Source organism: Hyphomonas sp., from assembly GCF_037969335.1.
In the GTDB taxonomy this organism is placed as follows: Bacteria; Pseudomonadota; Alphaproteobacteria; order Caulobacterales; family Hyphomonadaceae; genus Hyphomonas.
Map to the genome: position 1 here is coordinate 1 of NZ_JBBKXE010000101.1, position 16,821 is coordinate 16,821.

Genomic DNA, 16,821 nt, shown 5'->3' on the forward strand with positions numbered 1-16,821 from the left:
GGTCAGGGCATCGCTGGCGGGGTTCGGCGGGGTGAAGCGACGGTTCACGACGGTGGGGGAATGGGCGCCCGAAGGGGGTGGTAAGGGTGTGGTGCGGATTATCGACGACTACGGCCACCACCCGGTCGAGATCACCGCCGTGTTGAAGGCCGCCCGTTCGATGCTTGGCCAGGGCCAGCTGATCGCCGTCTGCCAGCCGCACCGCTACACGCGCCTGCGAGACCTGTTCGAAGACTTCTCGCGCTGCTTCGATGCGGCCGACGAAGTGTTTGTCGCGCCGGTCTACGAAGCCGGTGAGGCCCCGATTGAGGGCATCACGCACGAGACGCTGGTTGCCAGCATCAAGCGGCACGGCCACCGGGGCGCGCATGTGCTCGGATCGCTGGATGATTTGCCCGAAGCCATCCGGGGCATGGCCAAGCCGGGCGGCATGGTTGTCTGTCTCGGGGCAGGCGACATCACCAAATATGCCGGCGAGCTGGCCGGCAAACTCTAGGGGGGCAGGGGCGCCGCAGCTTGTGCTGTGGCCACAGCAGAGTTTACCCTACGCGAACGGGTGGGAAGTGGCCAAATCGCTTCCCTCGCCGCGTGGAATATCGCACGGTTGGTAAAAGACGGCGAACAATGATGCCGCAGACCGAACTGGGAGATTGTCGCCAAATGACTGAATCACTGGCCGCCGCGCCGTTCACTGAGAGTGCTGCAAAACAGCCAGCTGTGAGCGGAGGCCCCTTTGGCATCAAGGGATTGGCCTGGGCCATCTTCGAAGGCGCCCGCAACCCGTACTATAATCTCATCGTCATCTACATCTTTGCCCCGTATTTCGCCGAAGTCATGGTCGGGGGCGGCGAGTTGGGCCTCACCCTGTCGGGCCTGACGATCACGATGGCGGGCATCGTCACGGCGCTGACGGCGCCGTTCCTCGGCGTCGTTGCCGACAAGGCGGGACGGCGAAAACCGCTGATCGCGGTGTTCATGGCGGTCATGGTGGTGTGCTCTTTCGCCCTTTGGTGGGCGCGGCCCGAGGGTCCTTTGACCATGTGGGCCACCATGTTTGTGCTGGCGATCGCTTATTGTTGCTACGGATACTCGGAAGTGCTGCACAATGCGATGCTGCCGACGGCGGGACGCCCTAACGCGCTGCCGATCATTTCGGGCCTTGGCCTGTCGATGGGCAATATCCTGAGTGTCGGGATCCTGATTTTCTTCCTGTTTGGCCTGCTGCTGCCTGGATCGGGCTTGCCGTTCGCGGCGGATGAGCAGTTGATCGCCCTGGATCTCGCTACGAACGAACCACAGCGCTTTGCGGGTCCGTTCGTGGCGGTCTGGATGGCGGTACTGCTGATCCCGTTCTTCGTGTTCATGCCGGATGGCCTGAGCAAGGGATTGAGCTGGAAGCAGGCAGCCGGAGACGTGTTCAAAGGTGAGGACCGTCATGACGGCAACCCGCAATCGTTTCTGCAGCGCGCAATCGTGTTCCGGGATTACCTCGTGCAGTTGTTCCGGGACCACCCCCATACAATGCGGTTCCTGATCGCTCGCACGATCTATGCAGATGCCATGGCGGCGCTGCTGACGCTGGGTGCCGTGTTCGCAAAAACCTTCCTTGGCTGGAGCGGTGTCGAAATCCTGTTCTACGGGATCACGGGCGTCCTGTTCGGCGCAGTGGGCGGATTTGTCGGCGGATTTCTTGATCGTGTCCTTGGACCGAAACTCGCACTGGTCTGGGAAATTTCCGTGCTGACCGTCCTGCTGCTGGTGCAGCTGTCGATCACGCCGGAAGCCCTGCTATTCGGTCTGATCCCGAGCGGGACTCCGATCTGGAGCAGCCCGTTCTTCGACACCTTGTCGGATGTGACCTATTTCCTGTTCGTGATTCCGGTGGCGATTGCCGTCGTGGCGTCGATTTCGTCCAGCCGCTACATGCTGGTGCATATCGCGCCGCATGACAGGATCGGTGAATTCTTCGGTCTCTACGCGATTGCCGGGACGGTGACCGTGTGGATGGGGCCGGGCCTTGTCAGCCTGCTGACCTGGTTGACAGGCAACCAGCGCATCGGGATGGGCGGCATCGGCTTCATGTTCTTGATTGGCTTGATTATCCTATGGAAAGTTCACGCGCCAAAGCGGGGCTTTGACACGTAGTTCTGGAAATAAGCTGGGCAGGCGGGCTGGCTAGCTTGTCGGCCCGAATGACTTGCCGTCATCGTCGGCGTCATGCGTGCGGCTGATCTCGTTGACGCGGCGTGGACGAAGGTAGAATTTGTCGTCGACGGTCTTGTCGGTCTTCAGCACGTAGCCGAACGGGCTTGTAAAGGTGTATTCGACTTCCGCCATGATCACCGATCCGGGGGAGGGGATAATGCCGGCCGGAACCGTCATCGCGGCGCCCTGGGCATAAGCGGAGATGTTGTAGGCATCTGACCAGGCAACGCGCGGAACGCCGTCTCCATTGTCGACGATGCTGGTGATCCGAAGGTTGGCTTCCGTCGCATCATAGGGCTGCATCATGACTTTTGCTGCCGCGAACATCTCGCCCATATCGGCATCCGTCACGGTGGCCAGACGGGCGGTCAGGTCGCCGAGGCTGGCGCTGGTGGATGTGACGCGGCGATCCATGCGCATCAGGAAGCTGAGCTCGATACAGCCGAAATAGATCAGGACCATCACGGGCGCGATGATCGCAAACTCCACCGCTGACACGCCTTGTTCATTATAGTGCAGGCCCTGGATGCCACGCCATTTCAAGCGGGGATTGATCCGGGAAAGAAGGGACTTGCGGGACATGAGCTAGTCTCCAAAGGGTTCGTTGCGGAACACGGCATTCGCCTGCACCAGGTATTTTGAACCGGCCATGTTGGACAGCGGCGCAGTAATGAAAGGTGTCATCAGGCGCCATTCGTAGAAAACCCGCACTGCCACGATATCGTTTGGGCCGCCGGGCTCGTAAGCAAAGCCGGCATCGTCGAAATCGCCGTCAATATCGATCGGTTGCTCGAAGCTCGCGGCGCCGAATTCATCAAGTGACTTGACGTCGATGTGCAGTTTTTCGTCACAATCGAGCAGGCCGAAAAAGCTGCCGCAGACCGACGTCCGGAAATTCATCTCGTTAAAGCCGCTTTCCTGGGCCTGACCCGTGCGGATTTGCCGGGACGCGTCGGCAACGGCGTGTTCAAGCACGGTCGAAACGAGGAATATCAAGCAGACTTCGAGCAGGCCGAAGATCAGCAGAAAGAATGGAATAGCGACCATAGCGAATTCGACCGCAGCGGCCCCGCGCCGGTCGCTGGCATACGTATTCCAGGCCGCGTTCAAGCGCGAAGCAAGGATGCCGAAGCGGAAGCTGACCATTTTCAAACCCCAAACAGACGATTGTCTCAGCGTTACAGATAACAGACTTGGGTTTGCCGCCGATTTACCGGAAGCATGAAATTTCATCAATCGGGCACCAAAAGTGGACCGCGACAGCCCGGGAAACGCAAACGACCGCCTCCGAAGAAGCGGTCGTTGCAGTGTACGGAAAGGATCCGGGCCTAGTTGCCACTGTTCAGGTCTTGAGCAGATTTTTGCTGCGTGATTATGGTATCGAAATAGTCGACCTGATCGCCCATGCTCATGACCGAGCGACATTCCGGGGCACAGTCATAGGTGAAATTCTGGCCGGAACGATTCACAGTCACCAGGTTTGACGAATTGACCGTGACAACCACTTCCGTCGAGAAAATCTCGTCGCCTGCCTTGTTGAAAATCATGAGGTTGGTCGTGCCGAACGACTTGCCGGTGATAAAAATGAGGTGCTCGTTGTGAACGGCGACGTCGGCGACATTCTTGTTGCCGAGCACGATGCTCGCCGCAGCCCCCTGAATACGAACGGGGACGGTCTTGTTGGCTTCGACGGACAGTTGCCCGGCGGCAGCGGATGCAACGAACAGAGATCCTGCCAGTGCGAAGGCGCAGGACTTGGCCAGTATGTTCATTTCTCGGGCTCCAGGTTCAGCTTGAGGTAAATCTTCGCTGAAGAAGGTTGCCCGTTTCCTAATTGTACGGAGATCACGCAAATCAGTCGTTATACTATAGGGGCGGGATTCGACGATTTGGGCTTCGGGCGAGGGTAAACAAAACCCTGATTTACCTTCACGGATTATCTGTATTCTGTAACGTGATATTGAGAATAGTCCTGTAGTTTCAGTGTTGTCCCGGGAAGAAAAAAATGTTCGGGACTTATTTAACGCATGATGGGAGTTTCCAATGTTTGCACGTTTTCTTAAAGACGAGTCCGGTGCCACGGCTATCGAATACGGCCTGATCGCTGCTCTGATCGCTGTCGCTATCATCGGTGGCGTTACCGCCCTCGGTAACAGCGCCAACACCACGTTCACGACTGTTTCGACGGCTCTTGATAACGCCAACTAAATAGTCGACCGAATTTATTCGGTTCGCAGAAGGGCCGCCAGGGAAACCTGGCGGCCTTTTCTTTTGTGTCCGGACTTGTGGGCCGGGGCCTGCGGGACAGCGCAAAATTAAAAACTTCCTTCAGTCTTTTCCGTCACGGTGCGGTCGAGTCGAAGAATGAAGGAGCGGGCGAATGATTTTGAACATCCTGGGAGGTGTGTTTCTGGCCCTCTGCGTGTTTGCCGCGATGCATGATGTAAACCGCCTGACAATTCCGAACTGGCTGAACCTGACACTGGCGGGCCTGTTTGTGCCGGCTGCCGCGATCTCCGGCGTCCCAATGGAAATCATCGGGGGCCACCTGATGGTCGCCGCACTCGCCTTTATGGTGGCCTTTGGCCTTTTTGCCTTCAACATATTCGGGGGAGGGGATGCCAAGATGATTCCCGCCGTGATGCTGTGGCTGGGGCCGGATGCCGGTATTACCTTTATTTTTGTCATGGCACTCGCGGGTGGCGCTTTTGCCCTGCTTATACTGTCTGTCCGTCAGCTCGTACCGGCGGCGGTATTGCCTGGGTTCATCCGTGCACCCTTCGAAGAAAATGCAGGCGTTCCTTATGGAGTCGCGATTGCGGCTGGCGCCCTCGTGGCGGCGCCAGCGTCTCCATTCCTTGCCAACTTGTTAAAGCAAATCAGTCTTTTCAGTTAACCAAGCCTTAGTCCAGATCATGGAAGTATCCGATATGGATGGGGTTTCAGCCTGATTGCAGTCGCCTATCGCGTTTAGTCATCACAAGGGAGTGGCGCCCAATGTCGCCGATGCGTCTTATCATTCTGTTTGGAGCGGCCCTGGCCGCCATGGCCGCTGCATTCCTGGTTCGCAACATGTCGATGCCGACGACTGTGACGCAGACCGTTACCGAGTTGCAGACCGAGATCCAGACCAAGCAGGTTTCCGAGGTTAAAGTACTGGTTGCCCGGCGCGACCTGGCGATCGGTGATCGCCTGGCGACAAGCGATTTCGAATGGGCCCCCTGGCCGGAACTCAACATTGTCGAGGGCTATCTCACCGAGGCCGACAATCCGGACGCCATACAGCAGATGGCAGGCGCAATTGTTCGTATTCCAATATTCAACCGTGAGCCGGTGTTGCCAGCCAAACTCGTCCTGACAAGTGATTCGAGCCTTATGGCCGCCTTGCTGGCGCCGGGGATGCGCGCGATCTCGGTCGAGATTTCGACAGAGTCCGCATCGGGCGGATTTATCCTGCCGAATGACAAGGTCGACGTGATCCTCACACATGAAGTTCAGGTGCAGACCGATCAGATGGTCACAGAGCGTCCGGCAACGACGACCATCATCAAGAATGTGCGCGTGCTGGCGATCGACCAGGTATTCAAGCCAGATGAAAACGGCGGGTCTTCCCAGATCGGCAATACAGCGACGCTGGAAGTGTCGGCGCAGGAAGCCGAACTGGTGGCGCTGTCACAGCGCATGGGAACGCTTTCACTGTCACTGCGCCCGTGGTCGGACGCCGGAGACAGCATGGGCCGCGAATCACGCATCGATATGCTGGGCGGCAATGGCGGATCTGGCGCCGGTGGCATCATGATTTACCGCAATGGTCAGGCCACGTCGGCCGGGCTCGGGGGAAGCTGAAGATGAACATGTCCCGCCCGCTCCGCAAATGCCTGATGACAGCGTTCGCGGCGGCCATGCCGCTTTTCGCGCATGCGACGCCCAATGATATGGGGACGACGATTACCCGACCAGGTGAAACAGGCGTTTCGCAGCAGGTCACGCTGGGACTGAACAAGTCCATGATTATCGATCTCGATGCATCTGCGGCAGATGTCGTGATCACAAACCCGGCCATCGCCGATGCCGTGGTACAGACGGCCAAACGGATCATATTCCGCGGTGTCGCCTATGGGCAGACGAACGCCTTCGTATTCGACCGTGCCGGCAACCAGCTGCTCAACCTGGAAATCAATGTCGAAACCGACATGACCAGCCTTCACAAGCTGATCGAGCGGCACGTTCCGGATGCGCGCGTCAATGTCGAAGGACTGAATGGCAATGTGCTGATCACCGGGATGGTCGACGACATGTCACAGTCCGACCAAGTGCAGCGCCTCGTCGCAGCATTCCTTGGTGCGGGTGACGATACGCAGATTGTCAACATGGTCGAGATCGCTGCCAAGGACCAGGTCATGCTGGAAGTGCGCATTGTCGAGATGCAACGCACCGCGATCAAACAACTCGGCATCAACCTGTCCGGCACACCCGCATTCGGTGACATGGCCAAGCTGGTCGAAAAGCAATTGTTTTCCGACGCGAATGGTGACGGCATTCCGGAATCGTCCGGCACGACCGGCCTCGTGCCCGGCCTTCCGCAGACGTTCCAGGGCTCGCTGAGCGCCAGTAACAGCTTTCCTATCCAGGGGCAGGCGCTGGGTGGTCTCGGTGGCTCCCTGACCTATTCCAACTATGTCGGGTCTGACCTGCAATCTAGCGTGGGCGCCACGATCGACGCCCTTGAGCGCATCGGGGTCGTCAAGACGCTCGCCGAGCCGAATATTGTCGCGATGTCCGGCGAAAGCGCCAAGTTCCTTGCAGGGGGCGAATTCCCCGTGCCCGTGGGGCAGGACAATAGCGGCCGCGTGTCGATCGAATTCAAACCCTATGGTGTCGGCTTGGGCTTCACGCCTGTCGTCCTGTCCGAGGGCCGGATTTCGCTCAAAGTGTCCACCGAAGTATCGGAACTCACTAACCAGGGCGCCTACCAGGGCGCTTCGCAGACCGGCATCGATTCGGACGGCAACCTGATCACGATCGCCGGCATCACGATTCCGGCCTTGTCGGTTCGCCGGGCAGAGTCCGTGATCGAACTGCCATCGGGCGGTTCGATGATGATGGCCGGCCTGATCCAGTCCAAGACACGCCAGACGCTGGACCAGATACCCGGGCTGAAGAAGCTGCCAATCCTCGGGGCCCTGTTCCAATCACGTGATTTCCTTCAGGACGAGTCAGAACTGGTGGTCATCGTGACCCCTTACCTGGTCGATCCGACCCAGAAGAACCAGCTGCGGACACCCGCCGACGGATATGCCAACGCCTCGGACGCCAAGTCGATCTTCTTTGGCAAGCTGAACGAGCAATACGGCAAGGACGGCGCGCCTGTTGATGCCAAGAATTATCGCTCCCCCGTGGGCTTTATTGAAGAGTGAGGGATGTCAGGATGAACCCGATGCTTAAACCAACACACGCCCTGATCGCCGCTGGCTTTTGCCTGACCGGTCTTGCCGGTTGCGCGAGTCACGCACCGACGGCCGTGCCTCAGGCCTATCTCGAGGGGACGGCGCTCGACCGCAACGCGATTGGCGTATCAAAGCGTACCGAATTCCTCGAAGTGGATATCAGCCCGGTTTCCAGCGAACTCTCGCTGAAGGACCGCGCCAGGATCGAAGCCTTTGTCCGCACCTATCGTTCGAAGGGGCACGGCCCGCTGATCATGTCTCTGCCCGAAACCAGCGACAATTCGCAACTGGCCGTTTCGGCGGTTGTGGCTGCGCGCGAAATCGCCTGGCAGAATGGCGTCGAATATGACGAGATTGCGGGAAGCAGCCATGGTGCGGGGTCGGACAAATCCGAACCGATGATCCTTGCCTTCCAAGTCTATGATGCGATCAAGCCGGACTGCAAGTCGATGGCCGAATACGATGTGTCGGACATTCGCTCGAACAATGAGATGCCCAGCCTCGGCTGCGCGACGCGTACAAATCTTGCTGCCATGATCGCAGACCCCGCTGACCTTCTGGGCCAGCGTGAACTCGAACAGGGTGATGGCATGCGCCGTCAGGTTATCCTGCAGAAATTCCGCGAAGGCGCCACCACCTCGTCCGCACGTTCATCGGACGAATCGGGAACAATATCTGACGCAGTCAAGGAATAGTCGGCTGCCGAATAGAAGGACGAGAGTATAATGTCGAACGAAAAAGCGCTCTTTGAAGACGATTTCGATTCTGACTTCGAAGATGTCTTTGCAGAAGAAACCTCTGTCGACGGACTCGCTGCGCCGGCCAATGATGCATTTGGCGCAATGATGGATGACGATGTCGAACCGGTGGCCGTGCCTGAGCAGAAACAGGTAGTGACGGACCAGCCGGTCTTCTCGATGCCGGACCGGAACGGCGGGGATGTGCCGCTGCCGGCCATCTCGATCAAGGTGTTCTACGAGCGTGAGGAAACGCGCGACCTGATGGACGTGTGCTCGCGTGATCGCCGCATGGGTCGCGCCACGCTGGAATCGATTCCCGGCGGCATTGCCGCTGCGACCGCCTATATGCAGCAAAACCCGACCCCGAACCTCTTGATGGTCGAGTCGTCTGCGGCGGCGCAGCAGGTGCTGGTTGAAATCGATGGACTGGCCGAGCACTGCGATGAAAACGTGCAGGTCATGGTTGTCGGTGCCGTCAATGACATTAAACTCTATCGCCAACTGGTCGCGCGCGGCGTCAGCGAATATCTCGTGCCGCCGTTCGATCCGATCCAGATCATCCGTTCGATATCCAATCTCTTCGTCGATCCTGACCGGCCTTTCGTTGGCAAGCAGATCGCGGTGATTGGTGCGAAAGGCGGAGTAGGGTCATCGACGATAGCCCACAACCTGGCTTGGGCGCTGGCGGAAAATGCGCGCGTCAACACGACTCTCGTCGATCTCGACCTGTCATTCGGAACGACTGCGCTCGACTTCAACCAGGAGACAACACAGACCATCGCTGACGCGCTTCTGGCCCCTGAAAGGGCTGACGATGCCGTCATCGAGCGGCTCCTGGCAAAAGCAACCGATCGTCTGTCGCTGTTCACGGCACCCGCAACGATCAACCAGATCATGGATATTCCTGACGAGGCCTTTACCACGGTCATCGAAAGCGTGCGGCGCAATGTGCCATATATGGTGCTGGACCTTCCGCACACGTGGAGCCGCTGGGTGCAGCGCACGCTTGTCGCCTCCGATGAGGTCATCATTGTCTGCCAGCCGGACCTGGCGTCGCTGCGCAATGGCAAGAACTTCATCGACCAGCTCAAGGGCCAGCGCCCCAATGATAATCCACCGCGTCTCGTGCTGAACATGAGCGGCGTCCCGAAGCGGCCTGAAATACCGGTGAAGGATTTCGCGGCAGCGATCGGCGTTGAGCCAGAAATCATCCTGCCATTCGAGCCGGAACTTTTCGGCACGGCAGCAAATAATGGCCAGATGATCTCGGAGACGGACGCGACATCGCGCGCGTCGATGGCAATCGATCACCTGGCATCCGTATTGACGGGTAGGGCAGTTGCCCAGCCCACGAAGTCGCTTTTCAAAAAGCTCCTCGGCAAATAGAAATCAAGGGAAAGGGCCCGTAAATGGCCTTCGGCAAACGTTCAGGATCTCCAGCAGTTTCAGCGCCGGCGGCGCCAAAGCCGGCGGCTCCTGTGGCGCAGCCGCGTCCCCAGTCCATGAAGCCGAAGGCGCCCGACCCGGTGCCGGTGAAGGGGGCTCCGAAACCGCTCGCATCGCAGCCGGTCAAGGCCAAGAAGCCTGAGCCCAAGCCCGAGCCGGTTCGCAAGGTGAACCAGCAGTCGGAACAGTATTACGCCACCAAGACGACGATTTTCAACGCGCTGATTGACACGATTGACCTGTCGCAACTCGCCCAGCTCGATGCCGAGAGCGCCCGCGAGGAAATTCGCGATATCGTCGTTGAAATTATCAGCATCAAGAATGTGGTGATGTCGATCTCGGAGCAGGAACAACTGCTTGATGACATCTGTAACGATGTTCTCGGGTACGGTCCGCTGGAGCCATTGCTCGCGCGCGATGACATTGCCGATATCATGGTCAATGGTGCCGACACGACCTATATCGAAGTCAACGGCAAGATCGAGCGTACCAATATCCGGTTCCGCGACAATGCCCAGCTGATGAATATCTGCCAGCGCATCGTGAGCCAGGTTGGCCGCCGCGTCGACGAAAGCTCACCGATCTGTGACGCGCGTCTGCTCGACGGGTCACGTGTCAACGTCATTGCGCCGCCGCTTGCGATTGATGGCCCGACGCTCACCATTCGTAAGTTCAAGAAGGACAAGCTGCAGCTTCAGGATCTGGTCAATTTCGGATCGATCAGCGAAGCGGGCGCTGAAGTCCTGCGCATTATCGGCCACTCGCGCTGCAACGTCCTGATCTCCGGCGGTACCGGTTCAGGCAAGACAACCCTGCTCAACTGCCTGACGGCGTTCATCGAGCCGGGCGAACGCGTCATCACCTGCGAAGACTCCGCCGAACTCCAGTTGCAGCAGCCGCACGTCGTGCGCCTGGAAACGCGGCCACCGAACATCGAAGGCTCGGGCGAAGTCACGATGCGTGAACTCGTCAAGAACTGCCTGCGTATGCGTCCAGAACGCATCATCGTGGGCGAGGTGCGTGGCCCTGAAGCATTCGACCTCCTGCAGGCCATGAACACAGGCCACGATGGCTCGATGGGCACGCTGCACGCCAACAGCCCGCGCGAAGCACTCAGCCGTGTGGAATCCATGATCACAATGGGCGGCTTCTCGCTGCCGGCCAAGACGATCCGCGAAATGATCGTTGGCTCGATCGACGTCGTTGTGCAGGCTTCGCGCCTGCGTGACGGTTCGCGCCGCATCATGTGCATCACCGAGGTGATGGGCATGGAAGGGGACACGATCGTGCTGCAGGACGTCCTGAAGTTCGAGATGGATGGCGAAGACGCAGACGGCAAGATCATCGGCTCGCATCGCGGCACCGGTATTGGGCGTCCGCGCTTCTGGGAACGTGCCTCCTACTACAATCTTGAGCGTGAACTCGCTGCCGCGCTCGACGCGCTCGGGAGCTGATCCATGGATAACAACATGATGATCTATGCCGTTGCCGGGCTTGCATTTGTCGCGCTCGCCGGCATCGGACTGGCGTTCACAAGCGGTGACGCAGACGCGGCACGCAAGCGTGCCAGGGCGATCGGCGCGGGCGCCACAGGTGGCAAGGTACGCGGTGGCAAGGTTCACGATGAAAATTCAAAGCGCCGCGCCAAGACACAGGAAATGCTCGACAACCTGCGGAAGCAGGACAAGGAGCGCCGCAAGTCGATCACACCGCGTGACATCGGTTCGAAGCTCGCACAGGCTGGCCTGGACTTTCCGGTCTCGGCCTTCTGGATCGGTTCATTGATCATGGGCACGCTTTGCGCCGTCCTGATCTACCTGTCTGGTGCTGACGGACTGGTGGTTTTCGGCATGTCGCTGAAGAGCAAGCCGGTCATGATTGGCGGCGCGTTCTTCGCAGGCACCTTGTGGCTTCCGCGCCTGTTCCTGAGCGTGCTGACCAAGCGCCGTCACAAGAAGATGATCAACCAGTTCGCCGACGCACTTGATATCATCGTGCGGGGCGTAAGAACCGGGCTGCCGCTCAACGAATGTATTCGTATCATTGCCAAGGAAAGCCCTGATCCACTGGGCGCCGAATTCAGCTCGCTGGCTGACAATCTGGCTATGGGCGCAGGCCTCGAGCGCTCGCTGAACGCCTTCTACAAGCGCCTGCCACTGCAGGAGATCAACTTCTTCGTCATTGTGCTGCTGATCCAGGCCAAGGCAGGCGGTAACCTGTCCGAGGCGCTGGGCAACCTGTCGACCGTTATCCGTTCGCGCAAGATGATGCGTGAGAAGGTGAATGCGCTGTCGTCCGAAGCCAAGGCGTCCGGCATGATCATCGGCGCGCTTCCGTTTGCGGTGGGCCTGATGGTGTACATGACCACGCCTAGTTACATCATGCAGCTATTCATCACCGAGACGGGCCACGTCATCCTGACGATCGCTGCGACCATGATGACGATGGGTATCCTGACGATGAAAAAAATGATCAACTTCGACATGTAGGGTGACGGATTATGTATGATTTCATTCTGTCACTGACTCGTCCGGATACGCTGGCGGCCTATCTCGTTGCGGCGGCCGTGTTTGCGACCTTCGTCACGGTCTTCCTGCCTTACCTGAAGGGTGACAAGCTCGAAACGCGCCTCAAGGCCGTGTCGAACCAGCGCGAAAAGCTGCGCAAGCAGAGCCGCGCGGCGCTCGAGACCAAAGGGCTCCGGCGTGAAGACAAGAGCATGATGGGCTCTGTCTCGTCCAAGCTCAATCTGGCCAAGGCACTGGAAGATCCCAATGTCGTCAAGCTCATGAACCAGGCCGGCCTGCGCGGACCCGGGCCGATCTCGGCCTTCTATTTCGCCCGGATGGCGTTGCCCTTTGCCGGCCTGCTCCTGACCTTCGTCTATATCTTCTTTATCAATGACCATGGCTTCAGCCCGGTGATGAAATATGGCTCGCTCGCCTTCGGCATGGCGGCCGGCTTCTATGCGCCGAACATGTATGTCTCGAACCTCGCAGCCAAACGCCAGAAGTCGATCATGCTCGGCTTTCCGGATTCACTCGACATGCTGCTGATCTGCGTCGAGGCCGGCATGTCGATCGAACTCGGCTTCAACAAGGTGAGCCAGGAGATTGGCTCTGCCTCGCCGGAACTGGCAGAGGAATTCGGACTGACGGTCGCAGAACTCTCTTATCTTCCCGACCGCCGGATGGCCTATGACAACCTCGCCGGTCGGACAGGGCATGAAGGCGTGAAGGCTGTCTGCATGGCTCTGTCGCAGGCCGAACGCTATGGTACGCCGCTGGGCGACGCGCTCCGCGTGATGGCCAAGGAAAACCGCGAAATGCGGATGTCGGCCGCCGAGAAAAAAGCTGCAGCGCTGCCGGCCAAACTGACCGTGCCGATGATCCTGTTCTTCCTGCCCGTCTTGTTTCTCGTCGTGCTCGGCCCGGCCTACATACAGTACAAGTCGATGAAGGGTGACAATGACGCGGCGCCGGACGTAACCGAGTTGAATATCGAGACGCGCCAAAGCGACTTCGTCTAGCGCGGCCTGACCACACGTTTCAAAATGCCCGCCTGCTGAATAGCTGGCGGGCATTTCCTGTTTTGAAGCAGGGCGTTCGTGGCGGTCCTTGACGCATGACACCGTGTGTCACGCCTGCGCAGGCAAGGCGTGCATCCCGTCCTTTGGTAGAGTGTCAGTAGGATTTTCGCAGCCGCAGGCCCGCGTCATTTTCGGGCGTTGTCACGGTTGCGGAGTCGTCCGTTACCGGCGTGGACGTGGCGGCGGCTGCGCGCTCAGCGTCCGGTCCGAGCCTGTTCGAAGATGCTGGCGACGCGGGAAGCTTGCCCATTTCAGCCCGCTCGGCGAGGGCCTCCCAGGTGCGGGTGGGCTGCACCATTTCGCGGAGCAGTTCGACATTTTGATCAACGATGCTTCTGGGGGCATTGCTGCCGCTCGCGGCTTTCATCTCGTCATACTTGCCTTGCAGGCCAAGGACGAGGGCAAGGTTTTCCTTGATCCGCGTTGTGGTGTCGGGTTGGGCATCGGCGAGCCTCAACTTCTCTTCTGCGCCGAGCAGGTCGCCGGAAAGGGCGAGCGAGAGACCGTAATTGGCCAGCGTCGAGGTGCGGTTGGGCTCAATGCTGAGCGCCCGTTGATAGGCTTGCTGCGCGTCTGCATGCTGGTCGAGTTGGTCGAGTGCCGTGCCGAGCCCGCCCCAGGCGGCTGCCCGTTCGGGTTCCAGCGTGCCGGCCTGGTTGAATGCCCGCGCGGCGGCGCGATAGTCCTGCTTGGTCGACAGGGCGCGTCCAAGCACCATCAGGAGTTCGGCGCTGTCCGGGTGGACAACCAGGACTTGCGACAGGACGTCGATGGCGCGATCGTCGCTACCAATGTCGCGCAAGGCATTTCCGAACGTGATCGCTGTTTCGAGGTTCTCCGGATCCTTGGCATGTTCCTTCGACCAGAAATTGGCCTTGGTCAGCGGGTCAGAACGATTGGCCGCAGCGACTTCTTCCGGGCTGGCAGGCTTCATGGCTTCTTCCATCGCCCGCTGCAATTCGGCATTTGCTGCCTTTTCGTCTTTCGTTGCCGTGCTGGCGCAGCCGGTCGCCGCTGCCGCAAGGACGAGCGCGAGGACCGCCAGTGACGTTTTGGCTCTGGACATGGGCTGGCTCCAAGTATGTATCAGGTGCATTCAGGTCCGATTCTGGCCTGATTGAGGTCAAGGTTCGGTTAACAGGACTGACCGTCTGATTAACAAATTGCCCGGAGCGCCACACGACATGCACAAGAGCTTTACCGCCAAAGGGGCCAATCCGGCCGCGATCCACCTGTTCACGGTTTCGGGTTTCGAAAGCCTGAAAGACGATCCGTTCCCGGGGGCGCGCGCACTGGCCAAGGGGCAGGGGTTTACGGGCAAAGCCGGACAGGTCGTGGTGCAGGCGGGTACGGACGGACAGCTTAGCCATGTGCTGGCAGGGCTGGGTGATGGACGCGACGCACTGGGCGTTGCCGCCATTTCCGCGAAGCTGCCGGAGGGCGATTATAGCATCGCATCAGACGGTGGGCTCGATTTTGCGAAGATCGCCGCCGGTTGGGCAGATGGCGCCTATCGTTTCGACCGGTACCTGAGCGAAAAGGCAAAGCCGCCCCGGCTTGTGATCCCGGTGGGTGAGGAGTCCGATGCAGTGTCGCGTGAGGCGGACGCCGTCGCGCACCTGCGTGACCTGGTGAATACGCCGGCGAGCGACATGGGACCCGAAGCGCTGCAGGGAGAAGTCGCGGCGCTGGCCAAGCTCCATGGTGCCAAGCTGACTGCGACAGTGGGGGACGACCTGCTGAAGGCGAATTATCCGCTGGTGCATGCTGTCGGCAGTGCGGCCACGTTTGCGCCGCGCTTCCTGGAGCTGGAATGGGGCGATCCGAGTCATCCCAAGCTGGCGCTGGTCGGCAAGGGCGTGACGTTCGATTCCGGCGGCCTGAACATCAAGGGCGGCGACGGGATGCGGATCATGAAGAAGGACATGGGCGGTTCGGCGCATGTCATCGCCCTGTCGGAACTGATCATGGGCAGCGGCCTGAAAGTGCACCTCAAGCTCTACGTGCCTGCTGTCGAGAATGCGATTGCCGGCAATGCGTTCCGGCCGGGCGACATTCTGGCAAGCCGCAAGGGCCTGACGGTCGAGATCGACAATACCGATGCGGAGGGGCGCCTCATTCTTGCGGACGCGCTGGCGCGGGCCTGCGAAGGCGAGCCCGACCTGCTGATCGATTTTGCGACGCTGACCGGGGCGGCGCGCGTTGCGCTGGGGCAGGATCTGGCACCGATCTATACCGATGACGACGCCCTGGCAGCGGACGTGCTGGCCGGGTCAAAAGCCAGTGGTGACCCGGTGTGGCGCATGCCACTCTGGGACCCGTACCTGTCAGACCTGAAAAGTCCGATTGCCGATCTCGTCAATTCCGGCGGACGACAGGCCGGATCGATCACGGCGGCGCTGTTCCTGAAGCAGTTCGTCACCGCGAAGAGCTGGGCGCACTTTGATGTCTGGGCCTGGCGCAAGGGCAAGTATGGCCGGCCTGAAGGCGGGGCGCCGACGGGCTTCCGGGCTGTCTGGGCAATGCTGGCGGCGCGCTATTCGGCCTGAGGCGGGACGATCCGGACTTCGGACAGGCGGATGGCTTCGCGGACGCGGCCGCGCAGGACCAGCGTGTCGATATTGTCCGGCTCGGCCTGCATGGCGGCTTTGACATCGGCGAGGGCCATGTCGAGGTCGCCGGTATTGAGCCGCGCTTCAGCGCGAAGGTGGTGCGCGGTGCCGAAACCGGGTGCGGATTCGAGGGCGGCATCCAGGTCGGATACGGCCTGGGTCCATTGTTCCAGCATGATGTGGGCGCTGGCGCGGTCGACCAGGAGGTCGGGATCATTGGGGATGATTTTCAGGGCATTCGAGATGGTCACGATCGCCGCTTCCGGGGCGCCGGCCACGAGCCAGGCATTGCCGGCCTGAGTGAGATAAAGCGCACGCTGTTCGAGCGTGCCGCCGTCGGTCGCATTGGCCAGTTCTTCAAGCCGCGCTGCACCTTCAGCCTCCTGGCCGAGAGCGATCAGCGACAGTGCAACGCATTGCCGGGACCCCGGGCGGTTGCCTTCGAAGCTCCAGGCGAGGGCGTCTTCATAGGCTTCTTCGGGGTTCTCATCGATGCGGGCGATACAGGTGTCGAGGCGCGTCGCCTCGCGGGCGGCAAAATCGGCGCTGGCAGTTTGAAAGAAGGCAATCGATACCGCTGCGAATGCGAGGATAGACATGGATAAAGGGCTCCCGGACCTGTAGTGGTGCCTATAGTCATCAGACAGGGCCCCAGTGCAAATGACAGTTCCGCCATCTCTGCTTTTTGTCTTTGGCATGGGCTATTCCGCCCGTCGCCTGGCGGCGCGCCTCGTGCCGGCGGGGTGGCAAATCGAGGGGACGAGCCGGGCGCGGGATGCGGA

General features: G+C 59.8%; 17 protein-coding genes. 12 read left to right on the forward strand and 5 right to left on the reverse strand.

All coding sequences use genetic code 11. The features are described from left to right. Positions 1 to 496 (forward strand): cyanophycin synthetase (locus AADA04_RS07925; RefSeq protein ID WP_340692717.1); only part of this gene is annotated, 496 nt, incomplete at its 5' end. A 164-nt stretch (positions 497 to 660) separates the two neighbouring features. After that, positions 661 to 2,145, forward strand: a complete 1,485-nt coding sequence (locus AADA04_RS07930) for an MFS transporter (protein WP_340692718.1) — start codon at positions 661 to 663, stop codon at positions 2,143 to 2,145. A 30-nt stretch (positions 2,146 to 2,175) separates the two neighbouring features. Here the strand turns inward: AADA04_RS07930 and AADA04_RS07935 are convergent, their stop codons facing one another. The 3 genes from AADA04_RS07935 to AADA04_RS07945 form a co-directional block, all read right to left on the reverse strand. Next, complete coding sequence (locus AADA04_RS07935; protein ID WP_340692719.1) at positions 2,176 to 2,787, reverse strand: TadE/TadG family type IV pilus assembly protein; 612 nt, start codon at positions 2,785 to 2,787, stop codon at positions 2,176 to 2,178. Between the two features lie 3 nt (positions 2,788 to 2,790). Further along, complete coding sequence (locus AADA04_RS07940) at positions 2,791 to 3,351, reverse strand: TadE/TadG family type IV pilus assembly protein (RefSeq protein ID WP_340692720.1); 561 nt, start codon at positions 3,349 to 3,351, stop codon at positions 2,791 to 2,793. Positions 3,352 to 3,533: 182 nt separating this feature from the next. After that, entirely contained in the window at positions 3,534 to 3,977 is a 444-nt protein-coding gene (locus tag AADA04_RS07945) for a pilus assembly protein N-terminal domain-containing protein (RefSeq protein WP_340692721.1), read from the reverse strand. A 271-nt stretch (positions 3,978 to 4,248) separates the two neighbouring features. Here AADA04_RS07945 and AADA04_RS07950 point away from each other — a divergent pair, with 271 nt between their 5' ends. The 9 genes from AADA04_RS07950 (at position 4,249) to AADA04_RS07990 (ending at position 13,367) form a co-directional block, all read left to right on the forward strand. Further along, positions 4,249 to 4,413 carry a Flp family type IVb pilin gene (locus AADA04_RS07950; RefSeq protein WP_340692722.1) on the forward strand — a complete coding sequence of 55 codons (165 nt, stop codon included), beginning with the start codon at positions 4,249 to 4,251 and terminating at the stop codon, positions 4,411 to 4,413. A 172-nt stretch (positions 4,414 to 4,585) separates the two neighbouring features. Then, positions 4,586 to 5,101 carry a prepilin peptidase gene (locus tag AADA04_RS07955; RefSeq protein ID WP_340692723.1) on the forward strand — a complete coding sequence of 172 codons (516 nt, stop codon included), beginning with the start codon at positions 4,586 to 4,588 and terminating at the stop codon, positions 5,099 to 5,101. Between the two features lie 101 nt (positions 5,102 to 5,202). Beyond that, positions 5,203 to 6,051, forward strand: a complete 849-nt coding sequence (cpaB, locus tag AADA04_RS07960; protein ID WP_340692724.1) for a Flp pilus assembly protein CpaB — start codon at positions 5,203 to 5,205, stop codon at positions 6,049 to 6,051. A gap of 8 nt (positions 6,052 to 6,059) precedes the next feature. Then, entirely contained in the window at positions 6,060 to 7,622 is a 1,563-nt protein-coding gene (locus tag AADA04_RS07965; protein ID WP_340692725.1) for a type II and III secretion system protein family protein, read from the forward strand. Between the two features lie 20 nt (positions 7,623 to 7,642). Continuing rightward, positions 7,643 to 8,347 (forward strand): CpaD family pilus assembly lipoprotein, encoded by a 705-nt coding sequence (locus tag AADA04_RS07970; protein ID WP_340692726.1) that lies wholly within the window; start codon positions 7,643 to 7,645, stop codon positions 8,345 to 8,347. A 30-nt stretch (positions 8,348 to 8,377) separates the two neighbouring features. After that, positions 8,378 to 9,778 carry an AAA family ATPase gene (locus tag AADA04_RS07975; RefSeq protein ID WP_340692727.1) on the forward strand — a complete coding sequence of 467 codons (1,401 nt, stop codon included), beginning with the start codon at positions 8,378 to 8,380 and terminating at the stop codon, positions 9,776 to 9,778. A gap of 92 nt (positions 9,779 to 9,870) precedes the next feature. Continuing rightward, positions 9,871 to 11,292 carry an ATPase, T2SS/T4P/T4SS family gene (locus AADA04_RS07980; protein ID WP_340692728.1) on the forward strand — a complete coding sequence of 474 codons (1,422 nt, stop codon included), beginning with the start codon at positions 9,871 to 9,873 and terminating at the stop codon, positions 11,290 to 11,292. Positions 11,293 to 11,295: 3 nt separating this feature from the next. Next, the gene (locus AADA04_RS07985) at positions 11,296 to 12,327 is read left to right on the forward strand and encodes a type II secretion system F family protein (RefSeq protein ID WP_340692729.1); all 1,032 of its coding nucleotides are present in this window, start codon (positions 11,296 to 11,298) and stop codon (positions 12,325 to 12,327) included. Positions 12,328 to 12,338: 11 nt separating this feature from the next. Beyond that, positions 12,339 to 13,367 carry a type II secretion system F family protein gene (locus AADA04_RS07990; RefSeq protein WP_340692730.1) on the forward strand — a complete coding sequence of 343 codons (1,029 nt, stop codon included), beginning with the start codon at positions 12,339 to 12,341 and terminating at the stop codon, positions 13,365 to 13,367. 154 nt (positions 13,368 to 13,521) lie between these two features. Here the strand turns inward: AADA04_RS07990 and AADA04_RS07995 are convergent, their stop codons facing one another. Beyond that, on the reverse strand, positions 13,522 to 14,493 hold the full coding sequence (locus AADA04_RS07995; RefSeq protein ID WP_340692731.1) for a tetratricopeptide repeat protein: 972 nt from the start codon (positions 14,491 to 14,493) through the stop codon (positions 13,522 to 13,524). 118 nt (positions 14,494 to 14,611) lie between these two features. Between AADA04_RS07995 and AADA04_RS08000 the strand changes: the two genes are divergently transcribed. Further along, positions 14,612 to 15,976, forward strand: coding sequence for a leucyl aminopeptidase family protein (locus AADA04_RS08000; protein ID WP_340692732.1), 1,365 nt, complete (start codon positions 14,612 to 14,614; stop codon positions 15,974 to 15,976). On the opposite strand, the gene AADA04_RS08005 is transcribed toward AADA04_RS08000, so the two are convergent. After that, positions 15,964 to 16,638 carry a tetratricopeptide repeat protein gene (locus tag AADA04_RS08005; protein WP_340692733.1) on the reverse strand — a complete coding sequence of 225 codons (675 nt, stop codon included), beginning with the start codon at positions 16,636 to 16,638 and terminating at the stop codon, positions 15,964 to 15,966. The two genes, AADA04_RS08000 and AADA04_RS08005, sit on opposite strands and share 13 nt — an antisense overlap. Between the last annotated feature and the right edge of the window lie 183 nt (positions 16,639 to 16,821).

Excerpts from the sequence above, each read along its gene's own strand:
- AADA04_RS07990 (WP_340692730.1), top strand. The coding sequence starts at position 12,339 with ATGTATGATTTCATTCTGTCACTGACTCGTCCGGATACGCTGGCGGCC.
- AADA04_RS07940 (WP_340692720.1), bottom strand. The coding sequence starts at position 3,351 with ATGGTCAGCTTCCGCTTCGGCATCCTTGCTTCGCGCTTGAACGCGGCC.
- AADA04_RS07955 (WP_340692723.1), top strand. The coding sequence starts at position 4,586 with ATGATTTTGAACATCCTGGGAGGTGTGTTTCTGGCCCTCTGCGTGTTT.
- AADA04_RS07985 (WP_340692729.1), top strand. The coding sequence starts at position 11,296 with ATGGATAACAACATGATGATCTATGCCGTTGCCGGGCTTGCATTTGTC.
- AADA04_RS07935 (WP_340692719.1), bottom strand. The coding sequence starts at position 2,787 with ATGTCCCGCAAGTCCCTTCTTTCCCGGATCAATCCCCGCTTGAAATGG.
- cpaB (WP_340692724.1), top strand. The coding sequence starts at position 5,203 with ATGTCGCCGATGCGTCTTATCATTCTGTTTGGAGCGGCCCTGGCCGCC.
- AADA04_RS08000 (WP_340692732.1), top strand. The coding sequence starts at position 14,612 with ATGCACAAGAGCTTTACCGCCAAAGGGGCCAATCCGGCCGCGATCCAC.
- AADA04_RS08005 (WP_340692733.1), bottom strand. The coding sequence starts at position 16,638 with ATGTCTATCCTCGCATTCGCAGCGGTATCGATTGCCTTCTTTCAAACT.
- AADA04_RS07975 (WP_340692727.1), top strand. The coding sequence starts at position 8,378 with ATGTCGAACGAAAAAGCGCTCTTTGAAGACGATTTCGATTCTGACTTC.
- AADA04_RS07970 (WP_340692726.1), top strand. The coding sequence starts at position 7,643 with ATGCTTAAACCAACACACGCCCTGATCGCCGCTGGCTTTTGCCTGACC.
- AADA04_RS07930 (WP_340692718.1), top strand. The coding sequence starts at position 661 with ATGACTGAATCACTGGCCGCCGCGCCGTTCACTGAGAGTGCTGCAAAA.
- AADA04_RS07965 (WP_340692725.1), top strand. The coding sequence starts at position 6,060 with ATGTCCCGCCCGCTCCGCAAATGCCTGATGACAGCGTTCGCGGCGGCC.
- AADA04_RS07950 (WP_340692722.1), top strand. The coding sequence starts at position 4,249 with ATGTTTGCACGTTTTCTTAAAGACGAGTCCGGTGCCACGGCTATCGAA.
- AADA04_RS07995 (WP_340692731.1), bottom strand. The coding sequence starts at position 14,493 with ATGTCCAGAGCCAAAACGTCACTGGCGGTCCTCGCGCTCGTCCTTGCG.
- AADA04_RS07945 (WP_340692721.1), bottom strand. The coding sequence starts at position 3,977 with ATGAACATACTGGCCAAGTCCTGCGCCTTCGCACTGGCAGGATCTCTG.